This is a genomic window from Jannaschia sp. S6380 (assembly GCF_023015695.1).
In the GTDB taxonomy this organism is placed as follows: domain Bacteria; phylum Pseudomonadota; class Alphaproteobacteria; order Rhodobacterales; family Rhodobacteraceae; genus Jannaschia.
The window spans coordinates 1,577,319-1,601,136 of record NZ_JALKAS010000001.1; the positions used below are offsets into that span (position 1 = coordinate 1,577,319).

Annotated in this window: 21 protein-coding genes; 10 read left to right on the top strand and 11 right to left on the bottom strand. The window is 67.4% G+C overall.

Annotated features, from left to right (window positions below; all coding sequences use genetic code 11):
* Positions 1 to 97: 97 nt before the first annotated feature.
* The gene (locus tag MWU52_RS08100; RefSeq protein ID WP_246950988.1) at positions 98 to 1,297 is read left to right on the top strand and encodes a cyclopropane-fatty-acyl-phospholipid synthase family protein; all 1,200 of its coding nucleotides are present in this window, start codon (positions 98 to 100) and stop codon (positions 1,295 to 1,297) included.
* Positions 1,298 to 1,304: 7 nt separating this feature from the next.
* Here MWU52_RS08100 and MWU52_RS08105 read toward each other — a convergent pair whose 3' ends face one another.
* Complete coding sequence (locus tag MWU52_RS08105) at positions 1,305 to 2,423, bottom strand: hypothetical protein (RefSeq protein WP_246950990.1); 1,119 nt, start codon at positions 2,421 to 2,423, stop codon at positions 1,305 to 1,307.
* 199 nt (positions 2,424 to 2,622) lie between these two features.
* Between MWU52_RS08105 and carB the strand changes: the two genes are divergently transcribed.
* The 4 genes from carB (at position 2,623) to MWU52_RS08125 (ending at position 8,828) form a co-directional block, all read left to right on the top strand.
* A complete protein-coding gene (gene carB, locus MWU52_RS08110) occupies positions 2,623 to 5,943 on the top strand; it encodes a carbamoyl-phosphate synthase large subunit (protein WP_246950991.1) in 3,321 nt (1,106 codons plus the stop codon).
* A 289-nt stretch (positions 5,944 to 6,232) separates the two neighbouring features.
* Positions 6,233 to 6,865, top strand: coding sequence for a DUF2726 domain-containing protein (locus tag MWU52_RS08115; protein ID WP_246950992.1), 633 nt, complete (start codon positions 6,233 to 6,235; stop codon positions 6,863 to 6,865).
* 209 nt (positions 6,866 to 7,074) lie between these two features.
* Positions 7,075 to 7,620 carry a DUF2726 domain-containing protein gene (locus tag MWU52_RS08120; protein WP_246950993.1) on the top strand — a complete coding sequence of 182 codons (546 nt, stop codon included), beginning with the start codon at positions 7,075 to 7,077 and terminating at the stop codon, positions 7,618 to 7,620.
* A gap of 80 nt (positions 7,621 to 7,700) precedes the next feature.
* On the top strand, positions 7,701 to 8,828 hold the full coding sequence (locus MWU52_RS08125; protein WP_246950994.1) for a beta-ketoacyl-ACP synthase III: 1,128 nt from the start codon (positions 7,701 to 7,703) through the stop codon (positions 8,826 to 8,828).
* A gap of 5 nt (positions 8,829 to 8,833) precedes the next feature.
* On the opposite strand, the gene MWU52_RS08130 is transcribed toward MWU52_RS08125, so the two are convergent.
* Positions 8,834 to 9,301, bottom strand: coding sequence for a hypothetical protein (locus tag MWU52_RS08130; RefSeq protein ID WP_246950995.1), 468 nt, complete (start codon positions 9,299 to 9,301; stop codon positions 8,834 to 8,836).
* Between the two features lie 281 nt (positions 9,302 to 9,582).
* On the opposite strand from MWU52_RS08130, the gene MWU52_RS08135 reads away from it, so the two are divergent.
* Both MWU52_RS08135 and MWU52_RS08140 read left to right on the top strand, forming a co-directional pair.
* Positions 9,583 to 10,185 carry a thymidine kinase gene (locus MWU52_RS08135; RefSeq protein ID WP_246952815.1) on the top strand — a complete coding sequence of 201 codons (603 nt, stop codon included), beginning with the start codon at positions 9,583 to 9,585 and terminating at the stop codon, positions 10,183 to 10,185.
* On the top strand, positions 10,182 to 10,841 hold the full coding sequence (locus MWU52_RS08140) for an HAD family phosphatase (RefSeq protein WP_246950996.1): 660 nt from the start codon (positions 10,182 to 10,184) through the stop codon (positions 10,839 to 10,841). Before MWU52_RS08135 ends, MWU52_RS08140 begins: the two co-directional genes overlap by 4 nt.
* Here the strand turns inward: MWU52_RS08140 and MWU52_RS08145 are convergent.
* Together MWU52_RS08145 and hisN are read right to left on the bottom strand one after the other, a co-directional pair.
* Positions 10,838 to 12,166 (bottom strand): 8-oxoguanine deaminase, encoded by a 1,329-nt coding sequence (locus MWU52_RS08145; RefSeq protein ID WP_246950998.1) that lies wholly within the window; start codon positions 12,164 to 12,166, stop codon positions 10,838 to 10,840. The genes MWU52_RS08140 and MWU52_RS08145 overlap by 4 nt on opposite strands.
* The gene (hisN, locus tag MWU52_RS08150; RefSeq protein WP_246951000.1) at positions 12,159 to 12,947 is read right to left on the bottom strand and encodes a histidinol-phosphatase; all 789 of its coding nucleotides are present in this window, start codon (positions 12,945 to 12,947) and stop codon (positions 12,159 to 12,161) included. The genes MWU52_RS08145 and hisN overlap by 8 nt, the downstream gene beginning before the upstream one ends.
* Positions 12,948 to 13,053: 106 nt before the next feature.
* On the opposite strand from hisN, the gene MWU52_RS08155 reads away from it, so the two are divergent.
* Positions 13,054 to 14,013, top strand: coding sequence for an NADPH:quinone oxidoreductase family protein (locus MWU52_RS08155; protein ID WP_246951002.1), 960 nt, complete (start codon positions 13,054 to 13,056; stop codon positions 14,011 to 14,013).
* Here the strand turns inward: MWU52_RS08155 and MWU52_RS08160 are convergent.
* Positions 13,967 to 14,863, bottom strand: a complete 897-nt coding sequence (locus tag MWU52_RS08160; protein WP_246951003.1) for a LysR family transcriptional regulator — start codon at positions 14,861 to 14,863, stop codon at positions 13,967 to 13,969. The genes MWU52_RS08155 and MWU52_RS08160 overlap by 47 nt on opposite strands.
* Positions 14,864 to 15,113: 250 nt before the next feature.
* On the opposite strand from MWU52_RS08160, the gene MWU52_RS08165 reads away from it, so the two are divergent.
* Both MWU52_RS08165 and MWU52_RS08170 read left to right on the top strand, forming a co-directional pair.
* A complete protein-coding gene (locus MWU52_RS08165; protein WP_246951004.1) occupies positions 15,114 to 15,893 on the top strand; it encodes a Bax inhibitor-1/YccA family protein in 780 nt (259 codons plus the stop codon).
* Between the two features lie 141 nt (positions 15,894 to 16,034).
* Positions 16,035 to 16,358: a VOC family protein gene (locus MWU52_RS08170; protein WP_246951005.1), complete on the top strand. Its 324-nt coding sequence runs from the start codon at positions 16,035 to 16,037 to the stop codon at positions 16,356 to 16,358.
* A gap of 4 nt (positions 16,359 to 16,362) precedes the next feature.
* Here the strand turns inward: MWU52_RS08170 and rodA are convergent, their stop codons facing one another.
* From rodA to MWU52_RS08200, 6 genes are all read right to left on the bottom strand, one after another.
* Complete coding sequence (rodA, locus tag MWU52_RS08175; protein WP_246951006.1) at positions 16,363 to 17,529, bottom strand: rod shape-determining protein RodA; 1,167 nt, start codon at positions 17,527 to 17,529, stop codon at positions 16,363 to 16,365.
* Entirely contained in the window at positions 17,526 to 19,466 is a 1,941-nt protein-coding gene (mrdA, locus tag MWU52_RS08180; protein ID WP_246951007.1) for a penicillin-binding protein 2, read from the bottom strand. Before mrdA ends, rodA begins: the two co-directional genes overlap by 4 nt.
* Before the next feature lie 45 nt (positions 19,467 to 19,511).
* Positions 19,512 to 20,039 (bottom strand): rod shape-determining protein MreD, encoded by a 528-nt coding sequence (locus MWU52_RS08185; protein WP_246951008.1) that lies wholly within the window; start codon positions 20,037 to 20,039, stop codon positions 19,512 to 19,514.
* A 4-nt stretch (positions 20,040 to 20,043) separates the two neighbouring features.
* Entirely contained in the window at positions 20,044 to 20,949 is a 906-nt protein-coding gene (gene mreC, locus MWU52_RS08190) for a rod shape-determining protein MreC (protein WP_246951009.1), read from the bottom strand.
* 4 nt (positions 20,950 to 20,953) lie between these two features.
* A complete protein-coding gene (locus MWU52_RS08195; protein ID WP_246951010.1) occupies positions 20,954 to 21,991 on the bottom strand; it encodes a rod shape-determining protein in 1,038 nt (345 codons plus the stop codon).
* Between the two features lie 148 nt (positions 21,992 to 22,139).
* Positions 22,140 to 23,705, bottom strand: a complete 1,566-nt coding sequence (locus tag MWU52_RS08200; protein WP_246951011.1) for a 2-isopropylmalate synthase — start codon at positions 23,703 to 23,705, stop codon at positions 22,140 to 22,142.
* Positions 23,706 to 23,818: the final 113 nt, after the last annotated feature.

Here is a 23,818-nt window from a genome sequence, read left to right on the forward strand (position 1 = left end):
CCGCGCAAAGACGGACCCCGCCACCCGAGGCCTTGCAAGGCGCGGCTCCAATGGGCTTTTCTGCCCGGAATGCAGTCGGAAAGGGGGTGGCGGCATCATGTGGCGTTCGATCGTACTGACCATGCTTGGGCGGTTGGTCAGGAAGGGCCGGCTGGTCGCCATCCTTCCGGACGGATCGGAGCATCGCTTCGGAACCGGGAATGACGGGCCGTCGGTCACGCTGCGCCTGACGGATGACGCCTACCTGCAACGTCTCGTCCGCGACCCGGAACTGGCCCTGGGTGAGGCCTACATGGACGGCAAGCTGCTGATCGAGGAGGGGGACCTGCGGCAGATGTTGACCCTGTTCGCGATCAACGGCGGACGGGGTGCGATGCCGCCCCTGGTCGCCGCCGGGTTCCGGGCGCGGTTCCTGGCGCGGCGCTTCGTGCAGGCGAACGACCCGCGCAAGGCCCGACGCAACGTGGCCCATCACTACGATCTGGGGGACGATTTCTACGACCTGTTCCTTGATGAGGACCGTCAGTATTCCTGCGCCTACTTTCCACGTCCCGACATGACGCTGGAGGAGGCGCAGGCCGCCAAGAAGGCGCATATCGCGCGCAAGCTGCGGATCGCGCCCGGGATGCGCGTCCTCGACATCGGTTGCGGCTGGGGGGGAATGGCGCTGACGCTCGCCCGCGATTTCGACGCGCGGGTGACCGGCGTGACCCTGTCCGAGAACCAGCACGCCGCCGCCCGCGCCCGGGCCGAGGCGGCGGGCTTGGCCGACCGGATCGACATCCGCCTGCAGGACTATCGCGACCTGGCCGAGCCATTCGACCGCATCGTGTCGGTGGGCATGCTGGAACATGTCGGCGCGCCGCAATACCCGACCTATTTCGGCAAGGTCGCGGATCTGCTGACCGATGACGGCATCGCACTCATCCACACCATCGGACGTTGCGGGCCGCCGACCACCACGTCGGGCTGGCTGGCGAAATACATCTTCCCGGGCGGCTATACGCCTTCGCTGTCGGAACTTCTCGACCCGATCGAGAAGCTGCGCTTCTGGCAATGCGATATTGAGGTCTGGCGCGGCCATTACGCCGAAACCCTGCGGCACTGGCAAAGGCGGTTCGAAGCCAATGTCGAAACCGTGCGCGCCATGTATGACGACCGCTTCATCCGGATGTGGCGCTACTACCTGGTCGCGGCGGAGGTCAGCTTCGACGCCTACAACCACGTCGTGTTTCAGATGCAGCTCGCCAAGAAGGCGGACGTGGTGCCCAATACGCGCGACTACCTCTACCGCTGATCCCGCTTCATAGGCCCAGTCGCGACAGCCTTCGCTGCAGTCGCGCGATGGACATCCGACCCACTGCGGGGGCGTTCGGCCTTTCGAACAGAAGAAATGCCTTCGGCTCTGCGACGATGATGTGCGACGCGCCGCCACCGATCAGCTGGATCGCCACGATCGATTGCGTCGCGATATCCTGCTGCGTCTTCACGGGTGTCACAATACGGCAGGTTTCGATCGCAACACCGCCCTGGCGGTCCGTGATCATCAGATGCGCGGCCTTGGCGATCTGCGTTCGCTCGATGAGGGCGGCGAATGCCTCCGTCTCCTCCGGCGTGACATGGACTTGCAGGGCCCCGGTGTCGTCGAGGAAACCGACCTTGTCGGGCGCGATCCGCATCGTGCGCGGACCGCCCGTAAGTTCGACCGCGAAATCCGCCGCCTTCCCGTCGCTATCCGGGACGGGCGAGCCGCCATGTGCGATCCGGACCACCCCTTCGGCCGACGGCAGACGACGCGCGGCGCACAGCGCCCCCAGATAGATGCCCGGTGCGAAGCGCGCCCGCGTGGCGTCGAGGGCGGCGACCTGCCGCCGCCGCTCCGCCTCCGCGTCCGACGCGGCGATGGCGTCCAGGCGCGCCTCCACGGCGGCCGCGTCCCGCAGGATCTCGAGGAACGGCCAGGACAGGATCCACGGCACGGCCAGATTGCCGAGCCCGCGCCTGGCCTGCATGGCGAAGAACAGTTCATCCATCCGATCGCTCGCCGGACCGGACAGCCCGGCCGCCTGGCCCGACAGGAATGCGCGGTAGAGCCGCAATTGGGACTTCGCTTCCATCGCCTCCAGCGCGGCGATGACGCGCGGCGCCACCTCGGGGATGCGATCGCCCCGGTTGCGGCCATATTGGCGATGGCCGCCGTTGCAGACCTGACCCGTGTAATCGGTCAGATCCCGCAGCATGGCGATCTCCGGCGGCACGGCTCCCGCATCGACAGCGCCCCGCGACAGAAGTCCGCCCACCGACGCGAACACTGCCTCCGACAGGCGGTCGCCATTCCCGGGCGCGCCTGCCGCCAGCGCCGCCTCGCGGGGGACGGGAAGGGTGAACGGGGCAGGCGCGTCGGGGGAGGGCTGGTCTGGCATGGCTCGGCTCGTCGGGAACGGCGCGATCCTGACGCGTCAACCGGCCGGCACTTGGGCGTGATTCCGACCGTTCCATGACCATGGATCCCTCCGGCATGCGCTCTGCTTCATGCGGCCCGCGTCACCACCCTTGCCCCCGCGCGCCGCGGCCCCTAAACCCCGGCGAGTTTGCCAGCACATCACCCCCGGGGAGGCCGCGATGCCCAAGCGCACCGACATCCAGTCGATCATGATCATCGGCGCGGGGCCCATCGTCATAGGTCAGGCCTGCGAGTTCGACTATTCGGGCGCGCAGGCCTGCAAGGCCCTGCGGGAGGAGGGGTTCCGCGTCATCCTGGTGAACTCCAACCCCGCCACCATCATGACCGACCCCGGCCTGGCCGACGCGACCTATGTCGAGCCGATCACGCCCGAGGTCGTGGCCCGTATCATCGCCAAGGAGAAGCCGGACGCCCTGTTGCCGACGATGGGGGGCCAGACTGGGCTGAACACCGCGCTCAGCCTCGACGACATGGGCGTGCTGGCCGAACACGGCGTCGAACTGATCGGCGCCAAGCGCGAAGCCATCGAAATGGCCGAAGACCGCAAGCTGTTCCGCGAGGCGATGGACCGGCTGGGGATCGAGAACCCGAAGGCCACCATCGTCGACGCGCCCAAGCTGGAAAACGGCAAGTTCGACATTGCCACGGGGATGAAGAACGCGATGGACGCGCTGGAATTCGTCGGCCTGCCGGCGATCATCCGCCCCGCCTTCACGCTGGGCGGCACGGGCGGCGGCGTGGCCTACAACCGCGCGGACTACGAACGCATCTGCCGCACGGGGCTCGAGGCGTCTCCGATGGCGCAGATACTGGTCGATGAATCCCTTCTGGGCTGGAAGGAGTTCGAGATGGAGGTCGTGCGCGACCGCGCGGACAACGCCATCATCGTCTGCGCCATCGAGAACGTGGATCCGATGGGCGTGCATACCGGCGATTCCATCACCGTCGCGCCCGCGCTGACGCTGACGGACAAGGAGTACCAACAGATGCGCACGCACTCGATCAACGTGCTACGCGAGATCGGGGTCGAGACGGGCGGCTCGAACGTCCAATGGGCCGTGAACCCCGAAGACGGGCGCATGGTGGTGATCGAGATGAACCCGCGCGTGTCGCGGTCCTCGGCACTGGCGTCCAAGGCCACGGGCTTCCCGATCGCCAAGATCGCCGCCAAGCTGGCCGTGGGCTATACGCTGGACGAGCTCGACAACGACATCACCCGCGTCACGCCCGCCAGCTTCGAGCCGTCGATCGACTATGTCGTCACCAAGATCCCGCGCTTCGCCTTCGAGAAGTTCCCGGGGGCCGAGCCCCTGCTGACCACCGCCATGAAATCGGTGGGCGAGGTCATGGCCATCGGCCGGACCTTCCACGAGTCGATGCAGAAGGCCCTTGCCTCGATGGAGACCGGGCTGACCGGCTTCGACGAGATCGACCTCCCGGACGATCCCGCGGCGATCAAGGCCGCGCTCGGCCGGCAGACGCCGGACCGCATCCGCGTGATCGCGCAGGCGATGCGGCAGGGTCTGTCCGACGATGACATTCACGCCGTGACCCGGTTCGATCCGTGGTTCCTGGCCCGCATCCGCGAGATCGTGGAGATCGAGGCCGAGATCCGCAAGAACGGCCTGCCGGTGGAGGAGGCGCCGCTCAGACGCCTGAAGACCTACGGCTTCACCGATGCCCGCCTCGCCCACCTGACGGGCCGGACCGAGGACAATGTGCGCCGCGCCCGCCTGAACCTCGGCGTCACCGCGCAGTTCAAGCGCATCGACACCTGCGCTGCCGAGTTCGAGGCCCAGACGCCCTATATGTATTCCACCTACGAGACGCCTGTGATGGGCGAGGCCGAATGCGAGAGTCGGCCGACCGACGCCAAGAAGGTCGTCATCCTGGGCGGCGGCCCCAACCGGATCGGCCAGGGGATCGAGTTCGACTATTGCTGCTGCCACGCCTGTTTCGCGCTGAGCGATCAGGGCTATGAGACCATCATGGTCAACTGCAACCCCGAGACGGTCAGCACCGATTACGACACCTCCGACCGCCTCTACTTCGAGCCGCTGACCTTCGAGCACGTGATGGAGATCCTGACCCGCGAGCAGGAGAACGGCACGCTGCATGGCGTCATCGTCCAGTTCGGCGGGCAGACGCCGCTGAAGCTGGCCAACGCGCTGCATGACGCCGGCATTCCGATCCTGGGCACCACGCCCGATGCCATCGACCTGGCAGAAGATCGCGAGCGGTTCAGCGCGCTCGTCGGGCAACTCGGCCTCCGCCAACCGAAGAATGCCATCGCCCATTCGGACGCCGAGGCCCGCCTGCGCGCCGAGGAACTGGGCTATCCGCTGGTGATCCGCCCCAGCTACGTCCTCGGCGGTCGCGCGATGGAGATCGTGCGAGACACTGCGCAGCTCGAACGCTACATCCGCGATGCCGTGGTCGTCAGCGGCGACAGCCCCGTCCTGCTCGACGGCTACCTCTCCGGCGCGATCGAGGTGGATGTCGACGCCCTGTCCGACGGCGAGGCTGTCCACGTCGCCGGCATCATGCAGCATATCGAGGAGGCAGGCGTCCATTCCGGCGACAGCGCCTGCTGCCTGCCGCCGCACACGCTGTCGCCCGACGTCATCGCCACCATCCGCACCCAGACCGAGGCGCTGGCCCGCGCCCTGCGCGTTGTCGGCCTGATGAACGTCCAGTTCGCCGTGAAGGACGAGGAGGTCTTCCTGATCGAGGTGAACCCCCGCGCGTCCCGCACCGTGCCCTTCGTCGCCAAGGCGGTGGACAGCGCGATCGCATCCATCGCCGCGCGGCTGATGGCGGGGGAGCCGCTGTCGAACTTCCCCTTGCGCGATCCCTACCCGGACGACGCCAACCCCGATCACGTGCCGATCGGCGACCTGATGACACTGGCCCACCCGGACACGCCCTGGTTCTCGGTCAAGGAGGCGGTGCTGCCCTTCGCCCGTTTCCCCGGTGTCGACACATTGCTGGGCCCCGAGATGCGTTCCACCGGCGAGGTCATGGGCTGGGACCGCTCCTTCGCACGCGCGTTCCTGAAGGCGCAGATGGGCGCGGGCGTCCAGCTTCCGACCGAGGGGACGGTGTTCCTGTCGATCAAGGACGCCGACAAGACCGACCAGCTGGTCGAGACCGCCCGGATCCTGGGGGACATGGGTTTCTCGATCCTGGCCACCTCGGGGACGGCGGCGTTCCTGTCGCGCCATGGCATCGAAAGCCATCACGTCAACAAGGCCTATGAGGGCGGGCGCACGGTTGTGGACGTAATGAAGGATGGCGAAGTCGCCCTGGTCATGAACACCACCGAGGGCGCCCAAGCCGTCGAGGACAGCCGCTCCATGCGCGGCGTCGCCCTGAACGACCGGATACCGTACTACACCACGCTTGCCGGCGCGCATGCGGCCGCTCTGGCAATGAAGGCCCGTGACGAAGGCGTGGTCGAGGTGCGTTCGCTGCAATAAGGCGGGCGTGCCTGAGTCGCGCCATCGCGCCGCCGCGGCCAAAGGTTAACGAAACCTATCATTTCGTTAACCGGAATCACCGTTTCCACATTTACGCCACATGTGTAAACGACTGTTAACGAAACGATTGTCGCCGTTTTTGTCGCCAACCGCGCTTTGATGCGGGCCCTAGGGGTGGCGTTGTCGCGCCGGGCGAACCATTGCGGTCAAATCGCCGTGAACCTGCCGAATTTCGGCCATGTCCCGATCTCACCGTCGACTTACGCCATCCTAGAACGGGAAAACGGTCATGGAACCCATCGGAATGTCCCTCATCGCGCTGTCCACCTGCGGCATGGCCCTTCGCCGCGCGACTGCCGAACCCGCCGACGCGAAATCGTTTCCGGCCCACCGGGTCACCGCGCCGCGCGCCTCGCTCCTTTCGTCGCTTGCCGCCTGCACCCTGCGCGCCCGCCCCCTCGTCGACGATGATACGCGTGCCCTCTTCGGCGCCGTCACCCGCTTCGCCGGTGCAAGGGGTCTGACGATCGACGCGCAGGTATCGCTCGCCGCACTGCTGTCCGCCGAGGGCGAGACCGCCGGCGCCGTCGCCACCTCGCTGCGTCAGCGCCGCGTCGACTTCGTCATATCGCGGACGGACGGCACGCCCATCTGCGGCATCGAGGTTCTCGCCGGCGACGGCCCCACCTATCGCGACGCCGTGCGCCACAAGGCCTTCGTCCTGGCCGGCCTGCCGCTGGTCACGCTGAACCGCGCCGACGACTGGATCGTGAACCGCGACCGGCTCGTGTCGATCGTCAATCCGTTCCCCGATCCGGCCAACGGCAGCGATGCGCCCGAGCAGGCCACACCCCGCGCGCCCGTCGCACCTGCAGAGGATCGCGCAGCCCCCGCCTGGACACCGGCCGTCGCACTGGGCTGATCCATCCCCGCACCTGGACCACGAAGGCCGCCAATCCAAACGGATCGCGCGGCCTTCGCCATTTCCGGATGGGCGCGCACCCGGACATCTTCACCTGTTTACCCGTGCTTAACCATCTGATTGCAAAAGCATCTTCACGCAGGCTGGCCGCAATTCCGCCACATCGGACCCGCAGCCAAAAGGAACCAGTCCCATCGAGGAGCGAATGCATGATCATCGCCGATACCCCGTCCCGGCCCCGTTTGTGGAGTTTCCTTTCCAGCCGTCTGAACGGTGCGTCGCGTCGGCGCCTCAGCGGTCGGGATGCGCTCTCGCTCGCATCGGTCGCCACCGGCCCACTGCTTGAGGAGACGCGCCGCGACCTGTTCGCCGGGCTGCGCGCGATCGCCGATCCCCACGGGCTGCATGTCGCGCCCGAAGTCTCGCTCGGCGCACTGTTCACGATCCACGGTCGCGGGGACGAGATGAGCACCGCGCTCCGGGCCCTGCGGCACAAGCGCGTCGATTTCGTTCTGCTGGACGGCGCAGCGCAACCCGTCGTCGCGATCGATTGCGTTGCCGGCGGCCAGTGGCGCAACCGGGCCATCCGCCGCGATCAACTGAAGCGCGACGTCTTCCACAAGGCCGGCCTTCCGCTGCTCGAACTCTTCGGCGGCGATGCGCTCGAGGCTGACATGGCCCATGTCGAGGCGATCCTGACCGACATCGCGCGCACCGCCGCCTCGCCCAAACGGCCCGACAGGCGCGCGGCCTGATGCCGGGCCGCCCCCGTTCGGCTTGACGCGCGGGGGCCCCGGCGGCAAACCTCTCCGACCCCACGGGACGAGGAGGTCCGATGACCGGTCAGAACCATGCCGCGATCACCGGCTCGGGCGTGTTCACGCCAAAGCAGGTCATCACGAACGACGAACTGGTCGTCGCCTTCAATGCCTATGCCGATCGCCAGAACGCGCTGCGTGCCGATGCGATCGCCGCCGGAACGCAGGCGCCGATACCCCATTCCAGCGCGGAGTTCATCAAGTCCGCCAGCGGGATCGAACGCCGCCACGTGCTGGACAAGTCCGGCGTGCTCGATCCGGACCGGATGTTCCCCCGCCTGCCCGCCCGCCCGGATGACGGACCGGGCCAGATGGCCGAGATGGCCCTGGCGGCCTGCGATCAGGCATTGTCGAAGGCCGGTGTCACCGCTGGCAATATCGATGCGGTCATCTGCGCCGCCTCCAACCACGAACGGGCCTATCCGGCCATCGCGATCGAGATCCAGCAACTGCTGGGCACGTCCGGCTTCGCCTTCGACATGAACGTCGCCTGCTCCTCGGCGACCTTCGGCATTCAGACCGCGACCGACATGATCCGCGCCGGGTCGATCGACCGCGCCCTCGTCGTCAGCCCCGAAATATGTTCGGCCCATCTGGAGTGGCGCGACAGGGATTGCCATTTCATCTTCGGCGACGTCTGCACCGCCATCGTGCTGGAGCGGTCCGACCTGGCGAAAGGCGACCGGTTCGAGATCGAGAGCACGCGCTGCGCAACGCAGTTCTCGAACAACATTCGCAACAATGACGGCTTCCTGCGCCGCACACGCGACGCGATGGACGACCGCCGCGACATGCAGTTCATGCAGAACGGCCGCAAGGTCTTCAAGGAAGTGCTGCCCCTGGTCGCGGCGCATATCGCGGCGCATCTCGATGCGGCCGGATGGACCGCGGACGACCTGCGCCGGCTCTGGCTGCACCAGGCCAACAAGTCGATGAACGACTTTATCGGGCGCAAGGTCCTGGGCCGCGTCCCAGACCCACGGGAACAGCCAAACATCCTGCAGGATTACGCCAATACGTCCTCGGCCGGCTCGATCATCGCGTTCGCGCAGCATTCCGACGACCTGACCCCCGGCGATCGCGGCCTGATCTGTTCGTTCGGCGCGGGCTATTCGGTCGGTTCGGTCCTGCTGACGCGCGCCTGACGGGATCAGCCGTTCCCCTCCGCTTCCAGGTGCATCTTCATGTCCACGAGGATGCGCTGCAGCTCCATCGTCTCGGCCAACATCTCGTTGGCTTCGGCGCGGGTGATCACCTTGTCAGCGATCGCATTCGCATAGGCGTTCATCAGCATCGCGAACCGCCGCGACGTGGCGGCGATGTCGCTGTTCACCCGCCCGACCTCCATCTCGGCGGGCCCGTCGTTGCGGTTGAACGACGTGGTCAGCCCCGTCAGTTCCGCCATTGCCGAAGTGACATGCGGATAGCTCGCCACCCGCTCCAGATGCACCACGCTGTCGATGGGCATGAAGCGCTGGGCGTGCTCCTCGTGCATCGAGTAGTACCGCCCCAACGTCGCCTTCGACTTGTCAGACGCCTGGCACGCCCGCTCCAGTCCGACGTCCTTAACCAGAGCTTCGGTGTGGCGTTTCAGAAAGCGCGCGATGTCCTGATTCATATCCCCGTCCACGGGGGCAACTCTAGCTTACGTTACGGAACGGGGAAACAGAATATCGCTTTCCCATGACGCGCCATGCGCCGGGCGACTAGGACGACCGGCATCGGTCCAAAGCGGTTTCAGCGCGCGGGCCGGTCGATCGGCACCGGGGGACCGCCCTCGTCCAATCCACTCACAAGATGGCGGCCGATCGAATGGCCGGACCCCTGCGCCGCTGGCGCGGGCGCGGGGTCCGGCCCTGGGGCTTGCAATGGACGGGTGGCCGGGGGCAGGACAGCGTCATGGCCAAGCTCTATTTCCACTATTCCACCATGAATGCCGGCAAGAGCACGCTGCTCTTGCAAGCCAGCTACAATTACAACGAACGCGGCATGCGAACCTATCTGCTGACCGCGAATTTCGACGACCGGGCCGGGCGCGGCAAGATCGCCAGCCGCATCGGGATCGAAGCCGAGGCCGACACCTGGGCCGCGTCCTCCGACCTGTTCGACATGATCCGCACTCGCCTGGACGAGGGGCCCTGCGCTTGCGTCCTGATCGACGAATGCCAATGGCTCAGCCGCGACCAGGTCTGGCAGCTGGCCCGTGCGGTCGACGATCTGGGCGTGCCGGTCATGGCCTACGGCCTGCGTGTCGATTTCCGCGGCGAGCTCTTTCCCGGGTCCGCCGCATTGCTCGCGCTGGCCGACGAGCTGCGCGAAGTGCGCACGATCTGTCATTGCGGCCGGCGGGCGACGATGGTCATCCGCGTGGGCCCCGACGGCGAGGCCCTGTCCGAGGGCGCCCAGGTCGAGGTCGGCGGCAACGATCGCTATGTCAGCCTGTGCCGCCGCCATTTCCGCGAAGCGATCGGCGACCGCGTCCCTCCCGAGCCGCCCGTGTGACCGACCGGCTCCCCGGGATCGACGCCGTCATCCTCGACATGGACGGCCTCCTGTTGGACAGCGAGGGGCTTTACCGCGACGGCTTCCGCCGCGCCCGCGCGAACATGGGCCTGCCGCCGGACGACGCGTTGTTTCACAGCCTGATCGGCACCAATCATGAAAGCGGCGGCCGCATCCTGACGGCGGCGATGGGGGCCGGGGCCGATGAGTTCACCCGTCGGTGGCACGCCGAAAATCGCATGGCGCTGACCGGCCCGATCCCGCTCAAGCCCCGCGTTCGGGACGCCCTGGAACGCCTGGCCGCCCTCGGAACGCCCCGGATCGTGGCCACCAGCACGCGGACCGGGCCGGCGCGCAGGCGTTTGGACAATGCGGGTCTGGGCGCGCTTCTTCCCGCCCTGATCGGTGGCGACGAGGTGCGACGCGGCAAGCCCGACCCCGAGATATTCCTGGCGGCGGCGGCGCGTCTCGGTTTCGTCCCCCGACGCTGCGCGGCCTTCGAAGACAGCGCGAACGGCGTGCGCGCCGCCGTGGCCGCCGGGATGGTCGTGACCCAGGTGCCCGACCTGGTCGCGCCGTCCGACGATCTGCTTTCGCTCGGACATCGGGTGGCCCCGGACCTGTGGTCGGGTCTGGCGGGGCTTGAGTTGATTTAGCCGCGGACGAGGTTGCGGACGGCCCGTTCGGCGCGTTCGACCAGCATCGGCAGATCAAGTGTCGCGACGTGCCCGTCGCGCACGATCTGGCGCCCTTCGACGAACAGGTCGCGCACCCGCCGGGGCCCCGCCAGCAGGAGCGCGGCGCGGTCCCAACTGCCTGCCGAATCGACGCCGCGCATGTCCCAGACCGCGATATCGGCGCGCAGGCCGGGTGCGATGGCGCCGATGTCCTCACGACCCAGAACTTCCGCGCCGCCCCGTGTCGCGACCCGCAGAACGTCCTGCGAAGGCATGGCATCCGCGCCCCGCGACACGCGCGCCAGCAGCATTGCCTGCCGCGCCTCGCCGACCAGCGAAGCCACGTCGTTGGAGGCGGACCCGTCGACGCCCAAGCCGACCGGGACGCCCGCATCCAGCATCGCCCGCAGAGGCGCGATGCCCGACCCCAGGCGGCAGTTCGAGCAGGGGCAGTGCGCGACACCGGTCCGCGTGCGGGCGAACAGGTCGATTTCGGACGCGTCCAGCTTGACGCAATGGGCATGCCACACGTCGTCGCCGGTCCAGCCCAGATCCTCGGCGTATTGTCCGGGCCGGCAGCCGAAATTCTCCAGCGAATAGCGCACGTCCTCGTCATTCTCGGCCAGATGCGTGTGCAGCCGGACGCGCTTGTCGCGCGCAAGGACGGCCGCATCCCGCATCAGGTCGCGGCTGACCGAAAAGGGCGAGCAGGGCGCCACGCCCACGCGGCACATCGAACCGGGCGCGGCATCGTGGAACCTGTCGATGACGCGGATGCAATCGTCCAGGATCGCGTCCTCCGCCTCGACCAGCGCGTCGGGCGGCAAGCCGCCGTCGCTCTCGCCGATGGACATGGCGCCCCGCGTCGGATGAAAGCGCAGGCCCGTCTCGGCGGCGGCGTGGATCGTATCGTCCAGGGTGCATCCGTTGGGAAAAAGGTACAGGTGGTCCGACGATGTCGTGCAACCCGACAGCGCCAGCTCGGCCAGGCCCAGTTGCGTCGAAAGATGCATCAGATCGGGCGTGAAGCGGCCCCAGATCGGATAGAGTGCCCGCAGCCATCCGAACAGCAGCGCGTCCTGCCCGGCCGGAACCGCACGTGTCAGCGTCTGGTAGAGGTGATGATGCGTGTTCACCAATCCGGGCGTGACGAGGCAGCCGGACGCGTCCAGCACCTCGCCCTCGGTCGAAAGGCCCTCTCCGACCTCGGCGATGACGCCGTCGCGGATGAGGATGTCGCGCCCAGTGGCCGTGTCTTCCATGGTCAGGACGGTGTCCGCATCCCGGATCAGAAGCTCAGCCATTCAACCTCTCTAGCGCGGCGGCATGCAGGGCCCCGGTCGCGGCGGCAACGACCTGCCCCCCTTGATGCGCCGGCCCGCCCTGCCAGTCCGTGACGATGCCGCCGGCGGCGCGCACCACAGCGAGCGGGGCGGCGATATCATAGGGTTGCAGGCCCGCCTCCACCACCAGATCCACATGCCCAAGCGCCAACAGGGCGTAGCCGTAGCAATCCATCCCATAGCGGGTCAGCCGGCAGTCGCGCGCGACGCGCCGAAAGGCCGCCCCCTCCTCGGATGTCCCGACCTCGGGAAAAGTCGTCAGGATCGTCGCCACGGCCAGCGCCGTCGTGTCGCGCACGGCCATCTCGCGGCGCTCCTGACCTCGCGTCCAGAACGCGCCGTCGGCGCCGCCCTCGAAACGCTCGCCGGTAAAGGGCTGGTCGATCAGCCCGTGGATCGGCCCATTCCCGTCGCTCAACGCGATGAGGACGCCCCAGGTGGGGGAACCGGCGATGTATCCCCGCGTGCCGTCGATCGGGTCCAGCACCCAGGTCAGCCCGGTCGTCCCCGGCCGCGCACCGCCTTCCTCACCCAGGACGGCATCGTCGGGGCGCAGCCGGTCCAGAACGGCACGCATCGCCGCTTCGGCCTCGCGGTCGGCCACGGTGACCGGGTCGAAGGCCCGTTGCTTGCTCTCGACCGTCAGCGGTTTGCGAAAATGTCCGAGCGTCGCCGTGCGCGCGGCATCGGCCAGCGCATGGGCGACCGTCCGGATCGCGGCGGGATCGCTTTCGAAACTCATGATCCGGGCGTCGCATTCCCGCCCGACCCGGTCAAGCCGCCACCGGCGTGACGCGCCCGCGCCGCCATGGCAGAACCCCTATGACGGCACGAAGTGGAGGAACCCCATGCAAGCCTACCAGGTCACCGGCCCCGGAGCCGCCGTGCTTCGCCATGACGTTCCGGTACCCGTTCCGGGGACGGGCGAGGTCGGCCTGCGCATCGAGGGGTGCGGCCTCAACTTCGCGGACCTTCTGATGATCGAGGGGCGATATCAGGATACGCCTGCCACCCCGTTCGTTCCGGGGCTGGAGGTCTGCGGAACGATCACTGCCCTCGGCCCGGGGGTGGATGGTCCCGCCATCGGCACGCGCGTCGCGGTCTTCGGCGGCCAGGGCGGCCTGGCGGAGCATGGCTGCTTTCCCGCCGATCGCGTCGTGCCGGTGCCGACGGGTATGTCGGCCGACATCGCGGCCGGCTTTCTGGTCGCCTGGTCGACCAGCCACCTGGCGCTGTTCCACCGCGCCCGCCTGCGCGCGGGCGAGCGTGTCGTCGTACTGGGTGCGGCCGGCGGGGTCGGCCTGACGGCGGTGGAACTCGCGGCGAATGCGGGCGCCGAGGTGGTCGCCGTGGCCCGTGGCGCAGCCAAGCTGGACGTGGCGCGCGATCACGGGGCCCGGCACCTGATCGACGCGGACGCCATGGACCTTCGCGATCGCCTGCGCGCATTGGGGGGCGCGGATGTGGTCTATGACGCGGTGGGCGGGGCCGCCGCCCGCGCGGCGTTCCGCGCCCTGAACCCCGGCGGGCGCCATATCGTGATCGGCTTCGCCAGCGGTGACGTGCCGGAATTTCCGGCCAATCACCTGATGGTCAAGAACGTGGACCTGATCGGCGTGTATTGGGGCGGCTACATGCGCTTCGACCCGCGCCCGGTGCGCGACAGCATCGCCACGCTGTTCGACATGTACGACCGCGACGTGATCCGCCCCCATGTCAGCCACGTCCTGCCCTTGTCGGAGGTGGAGCAGGCGTTGGACCTCATCCGTTCGCGGCGATCGACAGGGAAGGTTGTCGTGACGCCCTGATGCCGCGATAGGCATCGCGGATCGCCTCCAGCAGGCGGTCGCGCGCGGGGTCGCGCGGGCCCGGTGCCGAGTAGAGATTGATCGCGACGTCGCCGATCTCGGGCAATGCGCCGCCATGGGGGATGGGCACCAGCTCGGCCGTGTCGAAGCCGTCGATGACGACGTGGCAGGCCAGGTCGGCGCTGACGCTCGCATCGATGGCACGGCTCGATTCGGCCGTGATCGCCACCTCCCAGGGGATGTCCGCGCGGTCGAGCGCCGCCTGCGCGTGCGTCCGAAAGACGCAGGCCCTCTCGAAGGCCAGCTTCAGCGGACGGCGGCGCCAGGCCCGTCCATCCTCCGCACCGACCCAGACCAGCGGCAAACGCACCAGTTCCTCGCCACCCGGTCCGGGGTTGCTCTCGGTGGCCAGCATGACGTCGCACTCGCCTTCCGCGAACATCTCATGCAGCCGCGCCGTCACGCTGGAGATCAGGGTGATCCGGATGCGCGGGAATTCGGCCGCGAAGGCCCGAAGGACTGAAGGGATCGCACGGGGCACGATGTCATGCGGAACCCCCAGCCGGATCTCTCCCTCCGGCGCGTCATCCTGCATCCGGTCCAGCAATTCGTCGTTCAGCGTCAGCAGGCGTCGCGCGTAGGCCAGGACCTTTTCGCCGTCCTGCGTCAACACGACGCCCCGGCCGGTCCGGTCGAACAGGCGGACGTCCAACGCTTCCTCCAGCCGCTTGACCTGCATGGAGACGGCCGACTGCGTCAGGTGCAACAGGGCCGCCGCGCGCGTCACGCCGCCCGTCGCGGCGACCGTCGCGAAGGCCCTGAGGGCCGTGAGATCAAGGTTCCGGGCCATCACCACTTCCTTTCGACCCTAGGCTAGCAGCCCTGTCTCCATTCCGGAAATTGATTGGTTTCATATCTGACATTACGAAGCGCGATGCGGCGTTCATAGCGTCGATGGGGCCTCTCGATAGCCAATATCAATCGAAATCGCACGATCGGGATCGAATGACAGCTTGAAATACCGCGGCCAGCCACCGATATTCCAAGCCGAGGGGTTCCGCTCCGGAACTTCACCGCCACACGACTTCTGGAGGAGCCACATGGCACAACTCGACGCCTTGCGGACCGGTGTATCCGGCGCCCGCGCCGCGGAGATCGATCAGGGTCTTCGCGCCCACATGAACAAGGTCTACGGCACGATGTCCGTAGGCATGCTGATCACCTTCGCCGCCGCCTGGGCCCTGTCGGGGCTGGCCGTCACCAGCGATCCGACCGGCGCGACGGCCCAGATCTCGGCCGATCGCTACCTGACCGACCTCGGCTACGCGCTCTATGCCTCGCCGCTGAAATGGGTCGTGATGTTCGCGCCGCTGGCCTTCGTGTTCGGCTTCTCGGCCATGATCAACAAGATGTCGGCCGCGACCGCGCAGCTCGTGTTCTACGCGTTCGCCGCCGTGATGGGCATCTCGATCAGCTCGATCTTCCTGGTCTTCACCGGCACCTCGATCGCGCAGACGTTCCTCGTGACGTCGATCGCCTTCGCGGGCCTGTCGCTCTGGGGCTACACGACCAAGAAGGACCTGTCCGCCATGGGCACGTTCCTTATCATGGGCGTGATCGGCCTGATCGTCGCGATGGTCGTGAACCTGTTCATCCAGTCCGGCCCGCTCGGCATGGCGATCTCGGCGCTCGGCGTGCTGATCTTCGCGGGCCTGACGGCCTACGACACGCAACAGATCAAGACCGAGTACATCGCACACGCGGTGCATGGTGATCAGGAGTGGCTCGGAAAGTCCGCGATCATGGGCGCGCTGCGGCTGTATCTCGACTTCATCAACATGTTCATGTTCCTGCTTCAGTTCATGGGCAACCGCGAATAATCCGGCAGACATGACCGGTATGACGGGCCGTCCTTCGGGGCGGCCCGTTTCGGTTTGACCGGACGCCGGGGCGGCCCGTTTCGGTTTGACCGGACGCCGGGGCGGCTTCATGCTCCCACCGGTTGCCGGGGGGGGGTCCGCATGAAGATCGACTACATCGAATTCACCTCGCCCGAGCTGGATCGGACGCAAGCGTTCTTCGCCCGGACCTTCGGATGGGAGTTCGTCGAATACGGCCCCGACTATCGCGACATCCAGGGCGCAGGCACCGGCGGCGGCATCGAACGCGGCGCCCTGCGCCCGCCGCTGATCGTCCTGCGGACCGAAGACCTTGAAGCCGCTCGCGACAAGGTCCGCGCCGCCGGGGCCGAGATCACGGCCGACATCTTCGACTTTCCCGGCGGCCGCCGCTTCCAGTTCCGCGAACCCGGTGGCACCGAGATGGCCGTCTGGGCCGAGGCCTAACGGGCTAGCGCCGCAGCAGGCGCCCCTCGCCCTGGGCACGGGGGCGATGGACATGCGCGCTCTGCACGATGCCGAAGGCAAGCAGCAGCACGATCATCGCCGACCCGCCATAACTGACCAGCGGGAGCGGAACGCCCACGACCGGGGCCATGCCCATCACCATCGACATGTTGACGGCGAAGAACAGGAAGAACGCCACCGCGATGCCGAGCGTCACCAGCGACGAGAACCGGTCCTTCATTCGCAGGGCCGAGACCACGCAGAACGCGATGATGAGCATGTAGAGCGTCAGGAGCGACAGCCCCCCGATCAGCCCGAACTCCTCGGCCAGCGTGGTGAAGATGAAATCGGTATGCTTCTCGGGCAGGAAGTTCAGGCGCGCCTGCGTGCCCTGCATGTATCCCTTGCCGGTCCAGCCCCCCGAACCCAGCGCGATCTTCGACTGGGTGATGTGATACCCCGCCCCGAGCGGGTCGGATTCCGGATCCAGGAAAGTGTCGATACGCCGATACTGGTAGTCCTTGATCAGCTGCCAATCCGTCCCGCGCGATTTCAGCACCGCCGTCACCAGCCCCACGCCCGCCGCAATCACCGTCGCGAAATAGGCCCAGTGCACCCCGGCCAGGAACATCACCGCCCCGCCCCCGGTGATCAGCAGGATCGACGTGCCCAGATCGGGCTGCGTAAGCACCAGGAACGTCGGCACCAGGGTAATCAGCACCGGCAGGATGACCCATTGCGGCCGGCTGACCTTGGTCGCGGGCAGCCAGTCGTAATAGGCCGCCAGCATCATCACCAGGGTGACCTTCATCAACTCGCTCGGCTGCAGGCGCATGAAGCCGAGGTCGATCCAACGTTGCGCCCCGCCGCGGGTGTCACCGATGAACTCGACCCCCAGCAGCAGCACCAGCGTCATCGCATAGAGAAGCGCGGAGATGTTGCGCCAGAACCAGATCGGGATCATCGCGACGGTGAACATCACGCCCAGGCCCAGCACGAAGCGCTGCATCTGCGGTTCGGCCCATTTCCAATCACCGCCCGCCACCGAGTAGAGAACGAGAAACCCCAGCGACGCGACCGCCGTGATGAGCAGGACCAGCGCCCAGTTCATCGCCAGCACCTTGCCCAACCCCGCCGGGGTGCGCGCGACGTTGTACTCCAGAAAGCTCACGCTTCGGACTTTCCCGCCCGGCGGGACAGCCCGGGATGCAGGTTCAGCCCCGCCAGAAGCAGCTCCATCTCCTCGCGTTGGCCGGCGGGATAGGCCTCCAGCGGGGGGATGCCGCCGCTGAGCGCATAGAGCATGATGTCGCGCGCGACGGGTGCGGCGGCCTTGGACCCGCCGCCGCCATGTTCGACCACGACCGAGACCGAGTATTTCGGGTCGTCATAGGGCGCGTAGCCGACGAACAGCGCATGGTCGCGACGCTCCCAAGGCAGGTCCTCGTTGCGAAAGACGCCGCGGGCGCGTTCGGCCGCGGTGATGTTGCGAACCTGACTGGTGCCGGTCTTGCCCGCCCATTTGACGCCGTCCAGCTCGAACTTGGACCGTCCGGCCGTCCCGCCACGGGCATTGATAACCTGGTACATGCCGTCGCGGGCGCCATCGAGCCAACTGCGCGGCATGTCGAGCGGTCCGACGACGCCCGAGGGTCGCCCGATGCCGTCCACCGACCGCACCAGCCGGGGGTTGATCTCCAATCCGCTGGCGATACGTGCGGTCATGACGGCGAGTTGCAGCGGCGAAGCCAGCACGAAGCCCTGCCCGATCGATGCGTTCAGGCTGTCGCCGATCACCCATTCCTCGCCTCGGCGCGCACGCTTCCACTGGCGGTCGGGGATCAGGCCCTCGCTGACCGACGTCATCTCCAGATCATGTGCCACGCCCAGGCCCAGCTTGCGCGCGATCCGGGCCATCCGTTCGATGCCGGCCCGCTGCGCCATCTCGTAGAAGAAGACGTCACAGCTTTCGCGCAGGGATTTGGCGATGTCGACCCAGCCATGCCCGCCACGCTTCCAGCAATGGAACCGCCGGTTGGAGACGGTCGTGTGCCCGCCGCAATAGACCGTGTCGCCGCGGTTGACCTCTCCGGCCTCCATCGCGGCCAACAGCGTGACCATCTTGAAGGTCGATCCCGGCGGGTACAGCCCCTGCACGATCTTGTTGTGCAGGGGCCGGTGGTCGTTGTCGCGCAGGGCGGCATAATCGGGCACGCTGATGCCCTCGACGAACAGGTTGGGGTCGTAGCTGGGGCTGCTGACGGCGGCCACGATGTCGCCATTGCGCACGTCCATCACCACGGCCGACGCGCTTTCGCTACCCAGCCGGGCCTGCGTGAAGTTCTGGAGCCCCGCGTCGATCGTCAGTTGCACATCCGCGCCGGGGCTGCTCTCGGTGCGGCCCAGTTCGCGCATGATGCGTCCGGCCGCGTTCTGTTCCACCCGGCGCGCACCGGCCCTGCCGCGCAGAACACCCTCCAGCTGCCGCTCGGCCCCGATCTTGCCGATCTGGAACTGCGGCGTCTGCAGCAGGGGGTCCGGCGTCTCCGCCTCGGCGATGTCGCGTTCGGACACCCGGCCGACATATCCGACCACATGGGCATAATCGCGACCCAACGGATAGACCCGGCTCAACCCCACCTCGGGCGTGATGCCGGGAAGGGCCGGCACGTTCACGGCGATCGTCGACAAATCCTCCCACGACAAACGGTCGGCCAGGGTAACTGATTGGTGCGGGCGGCGGTCCATTTCGCGCAGCGCGCGCTGCAGCACCTCCTCGTCCAGGCGGACGAGGCCGCGAAGGTTGGTGATCACCTGATCGACGTCGTCGGCATCCTCGCGGATCATGCTGACGCGATAGATCTGCTCGTTCCCGGCCAGCGCGACGCCGTTTCGGTCGTAGATCACGCCGCGCGCCGGCGCGATCAGGCGCACCTTGATGCGGTTCTCCTCGGCCAGCAGAAGGAATTCGTCCGCCTGGTCGACCTGCAGATGGCGCATCCGGCCGAAAAGAAGTGCGCCAAAGCCCAGCTGCGCGCCACCCATCACCAGGGCGCGGCGCGTGATCCGTCGCGAAGACAACGTCATGTCCTGGGCGTTACGTTTCATAGGTCTCGGGCCTCCGGGCCGCGCCGGCCGTTGCGCGGCAGGTTGTCAGGCACGCGTGCCGAGGCTGTCCAACTCGCCGGGGGCGAGCCGCCTGACCCCGATCAACTGCGAGAATATCGCCGTCGGGGGGTAAAACACAATCGTCGCCAATGCATGCAAGGCCTGTCCGAGAAGCGGCGGCGTCTCGGCGAGAAGCAGCACGAGCGCCAGATGGTTCGCCACGAAAGCCGCGGCGATGCAACCCGAGACGAGCGCCACCTCCGACCAGAACGGCAGGGCCTCGGCATGGTCGACGCGGCGACGCAGATACTCGCTCATCAGCAAGACGATCAGCGTCCAGAGCCCCAGCGGCCGCATCAGCAGAAAATCGTCCAGCAACAGCATCAGCACCAGCAGCCAGACCGGCACGTAATCGGGCCGGCGCAGGGCCCAGGCCGCGATCAGGCAAACGGTAAGCTCCGGGCCAGGAATGGCACCCGGACCCGAGCCGAACGGCAGAAGGGCGAAGAAAAGGATCGCCGCCGCCAGGGCCGCGAAAATCAGGCGATAGGTCCAGACCGAACGGGTCTTCATTGCCTCAACCGTCCCGGTCGGGCGGCGGGGGTGGCCCTTGCATCGGTCCGGTCCGGGACGGCAGCAGCGTGCCGGTCGTGCCGATCTCGGTCGCCTCGCGGCTGCGCAGGACGCGAAGGAACTCGAGCCGCGAGATCTCGGCCGCCAACAGGACCCGCAGGCGCCCATCGCGCCCCTTGACGACCTGCCCCACGGTCAGGTCCGGCGGGAACACCCCGCCATCTCCGGAGCTGACGATCCGGTCGCCGGCCTGCACGTCCTCGGGGTTCTCGACGAAATCGAGAACGGGCGCCGCAGTCGTGTCGCCGGCCAGGATCGCGCGCTTGCCGGATGGCTGGATCGTCACCGGGATCCGGCTGTTGCCGTCGGTCAGCAGCAGCACGCGGCTGGTGTTCTCGCCCACGCCCGAGATCCGCCCGACCAGCCCCAACCCGTCCATCGCCGCCCAGCCGTCCTGGATGCCGTCGCTGGCCCCGATGTTGAGCAGCACCGAACGACGGAAGGGCGACCCGGAGTCGGTCAGCACGACGCCCGTGACATAGGTCAGGTCCGGTGACAGCCGCACCTGGTTGAGGTCGAGCAGCCGGGCGTTCTCCTGCTCCAGCTGGATGGCGGCCTCGCGGAAGACCTGCATGCGCTGCAACTCGCGACGCAACTCCTGGTTCTGCTCGTAGACGCGGGCGTAGCCTTCGAAATCCTCGATCAGGCGTCCCGTCCAGGTGACCGGCGCGAGGGCCCATTCGACGTTCGGCACCACGCGGTCGACCAGGGCCGCGCGGATGCGTTCGGCCCGCGGGTTGTCGATGCGCCACAGCAGGACCAGGCCCACCAGCAGAATGCAGGTCAGCGTCACCAGCAGCCGCCTCAGCGGACGGGCATAGATATCGTCCCCCGAGCGCCCGCGTGCCATGGTCCTAGCTGTCGTAGTCGATGACGTGGCTCAGCTGGCGCTCGTATTCCAGCGCCTTGCCGGTGCCGAGCGCCACGCAATTCAGGCTCTCGTCGGCGACGGAGATGCTCAGCCCGGTCTGCTCGCGCAGCGCAAGGTCCAACTCCCCCAGCAGCGCGCCGCCGCCGGTCAGCATGACGCCCCGGTCGACGATGTCGGCGGCCAGGTCCGGCGGCGTGGATTCCAGCGCGGTCATCACCGCCTCGCAGATCTGCTGCACCGGTTCGGCCAGCGCCTCGGCGACCTGGGCCTGAGAGACCTCGGTCTCCTTGGGCACGCCGTTCAGCAGGTCGCGGCCGCGGATCTGCATCACCTCGCCACGCCCGTTCTCGGGCATCCGTGCGGTGCCGATCTCCTTCTTGATGCGCTCGGCCGTGGACTCGCCCACCAGCAGGTTCTGATGCCGCCGCAGGTAGGAAATCAGCGCCTCGTCCATCCGGTCGCCGCCCACGCGCACCGAACGGGCATAGACGATATCGGCCAGCGACATCACGGCCACTTCGGTCGTGCCGCCCCCGATATCGACCACCATGCTGCCGGTCGGATCGGTGATCGGCATGCCGGCCCCGATGGCCGCCGCGATGGGCTCGGCGATCAGGCCCGCCTTGCGCGCGCCCGCGCCCAGCACCGACTGGCGGATGGCGCGCTTTTCCACCGGTGTCGCGCCATGGGGGACGCAGACGATGATCTTGGGCTTGGTGAAGGTCGACCGCTTGTGCACCTTGCGGATGAAATGCTTGATCATCTCCTCGGCGGTATCGAAATCGGCGATCACGCCTTCGCGCATGGGCCGGATCGCCTCGATCGAGCCGGGGGTGCGCCCCAGCATCAGCTTGGCATCCTCGCCCACGGCCAGCACTTCCTTGCGGCCGTTCTTCATGTGGTAGGCGACGACCGAAGGTTCGTTCAGCACGATCCCCTTGCCCTTCACGTAGACCAGCGTGTTCGCCGTCCCGAGGTCGATGGCCATGTCGCTGCTGAACAGCGATCCGAAGATAGACATTAGACGTCCCCCAAACCGTACCCGCCCCCGTGGCGGCCGGCCCGGGGGGTTCGGGTGCGTTTAGCCGAGGGTGGCGCCGGGGGAAAGGGCGGTGGCGGCCCTAATGCGCAAGAGGTCGCCACCCGTGTCCGACGTCGCACAGACCGCCTCAGCCGACATCCTTGTAGCTGATCTCGCGCCCGTCGTGGCCGCCCTTTTCGCGGCGGACCATCAGACGGTTGAGCGCGTTCACATAGGCCCGCACGCTGGCGACCACCGTGTCGGTGTCCGCCGACTGGCCGGAGACGATGCGGCCGTCCTCCTCCATCCGGACGGTGACGGTGGCTTGGGCGTCCGTTCCCTCGGTCACGGCGCTCACCTGATACAGCTGCAATTTCGCACGGTGGTCGACCAGCGCCTTGACCGCGTTGAAGGCCGCATCGACGGGGCCGTCGCCGGTGGCCTGCGCGGATTTCTCCTCGTCGTCGATCGATAGCGTCAGCTCCGCCACCTGCGGGCCGTCGGTGCCGCAGACCACGCGTAGGCGAACGACCTTGATGCGGTCTTCGCCGGAACGCTCCTCGTCCTGCATCAGCGCGATCAGGTCGTCGTCGTAGACCTCCTTCTTGCGGTCGGCCAATGCCTTGAACCGCACGAACACGTCCGACAGCTGATTGTCGGCCAGGTCGTATCCCAGCTCGGCCATCTTCGAGCGCAGCGCGGCCCGGCCCGAATGCTTGCCCATGACCAGCGAAGTGGCGTTCAGGCCGACATCCTCGGGCCGCATGATCTCGAACGTCTCGGGGTTCTTCAGCATGCCGTCCTGATGGATGCCACTCTCGTGGGCGAAGGCGTTCTTGCCGACGATGGCCTTGTTGAACTGCACCGGAAAGCCCGACACGCCCGCGACCCGGCGCGAGATCGCCATCAGCTTGGTCGTATCGATCCCGGTGGCATAGGGCATGATGTCGTGGCGCACCTTCATTGCCATCACCACCTCCTCCAGCGCCGTGTTGCCGGCACGCTCACCCAGCCCGTTGATCGTGCATTCGATCTGACGCGCGCCCCCCTCGACCGCGGCGAGGCTGTTGGCCGTCGCCATGCCCAGGTCGTTGTGGCAATGCGTGGCGAACACCACGTCCTCCGCCCCCTCGACCTCGGCGATCAGGCGGCGGATCAGGTCCGCGCTTTCGACCGGGGCGGTATAGCCGACGGTGTCGGGAATGTTGATCGTCGTGGCGCCCGCGCGGATCGCGATATCGACGGTGCGGCGCAGATAGTCCCACTCGGTCCGCGTCGCGTCCATCGACGACCACTGCACGTTTTCGCACAGGTTGCGGGCATGGGTGACGGCCTCGTGGATACGCTCGGCCATGGCGTCCTCGGACAGGCCATGCATATCGCGATGCAGCGGCGAGGTGCCGATGAAGGTATGGATGCGTGGCGACCGGGCGTGCTTCACGGCCTCCCAGCAGCGGTCGATGTCGCGCGGGTTGGCACGGGCCAGCCCGCAGATCGTCGCCTGCCGTGCATCCCTTGCGATGTCCGAGACGGCGGCGAAATCGCCTTCGGAGGCGATGGGAAACCCCGCCTCGATGATGTCGACGCCCATCTCGTCGAGCATGCCGGCGATCTCCAGCTTCTCGTCATGCGTCATGGTCGCGCCGGGCGATTGCTCGCCGTCGCGCAGGGTGGTGTCGAAGATGACGACCTTGTCGGGATTTGTCTGTGTCATGGTCCGGATCCTGTTGCTGGTGTCTGCCTTCGGCGCTGCGTCCCTCCCGAGCGGTCGCGCCGGATGGCACGCTCAGGAGCGGATAAGAAGGAGATCCAGGATCAGGAACTGCG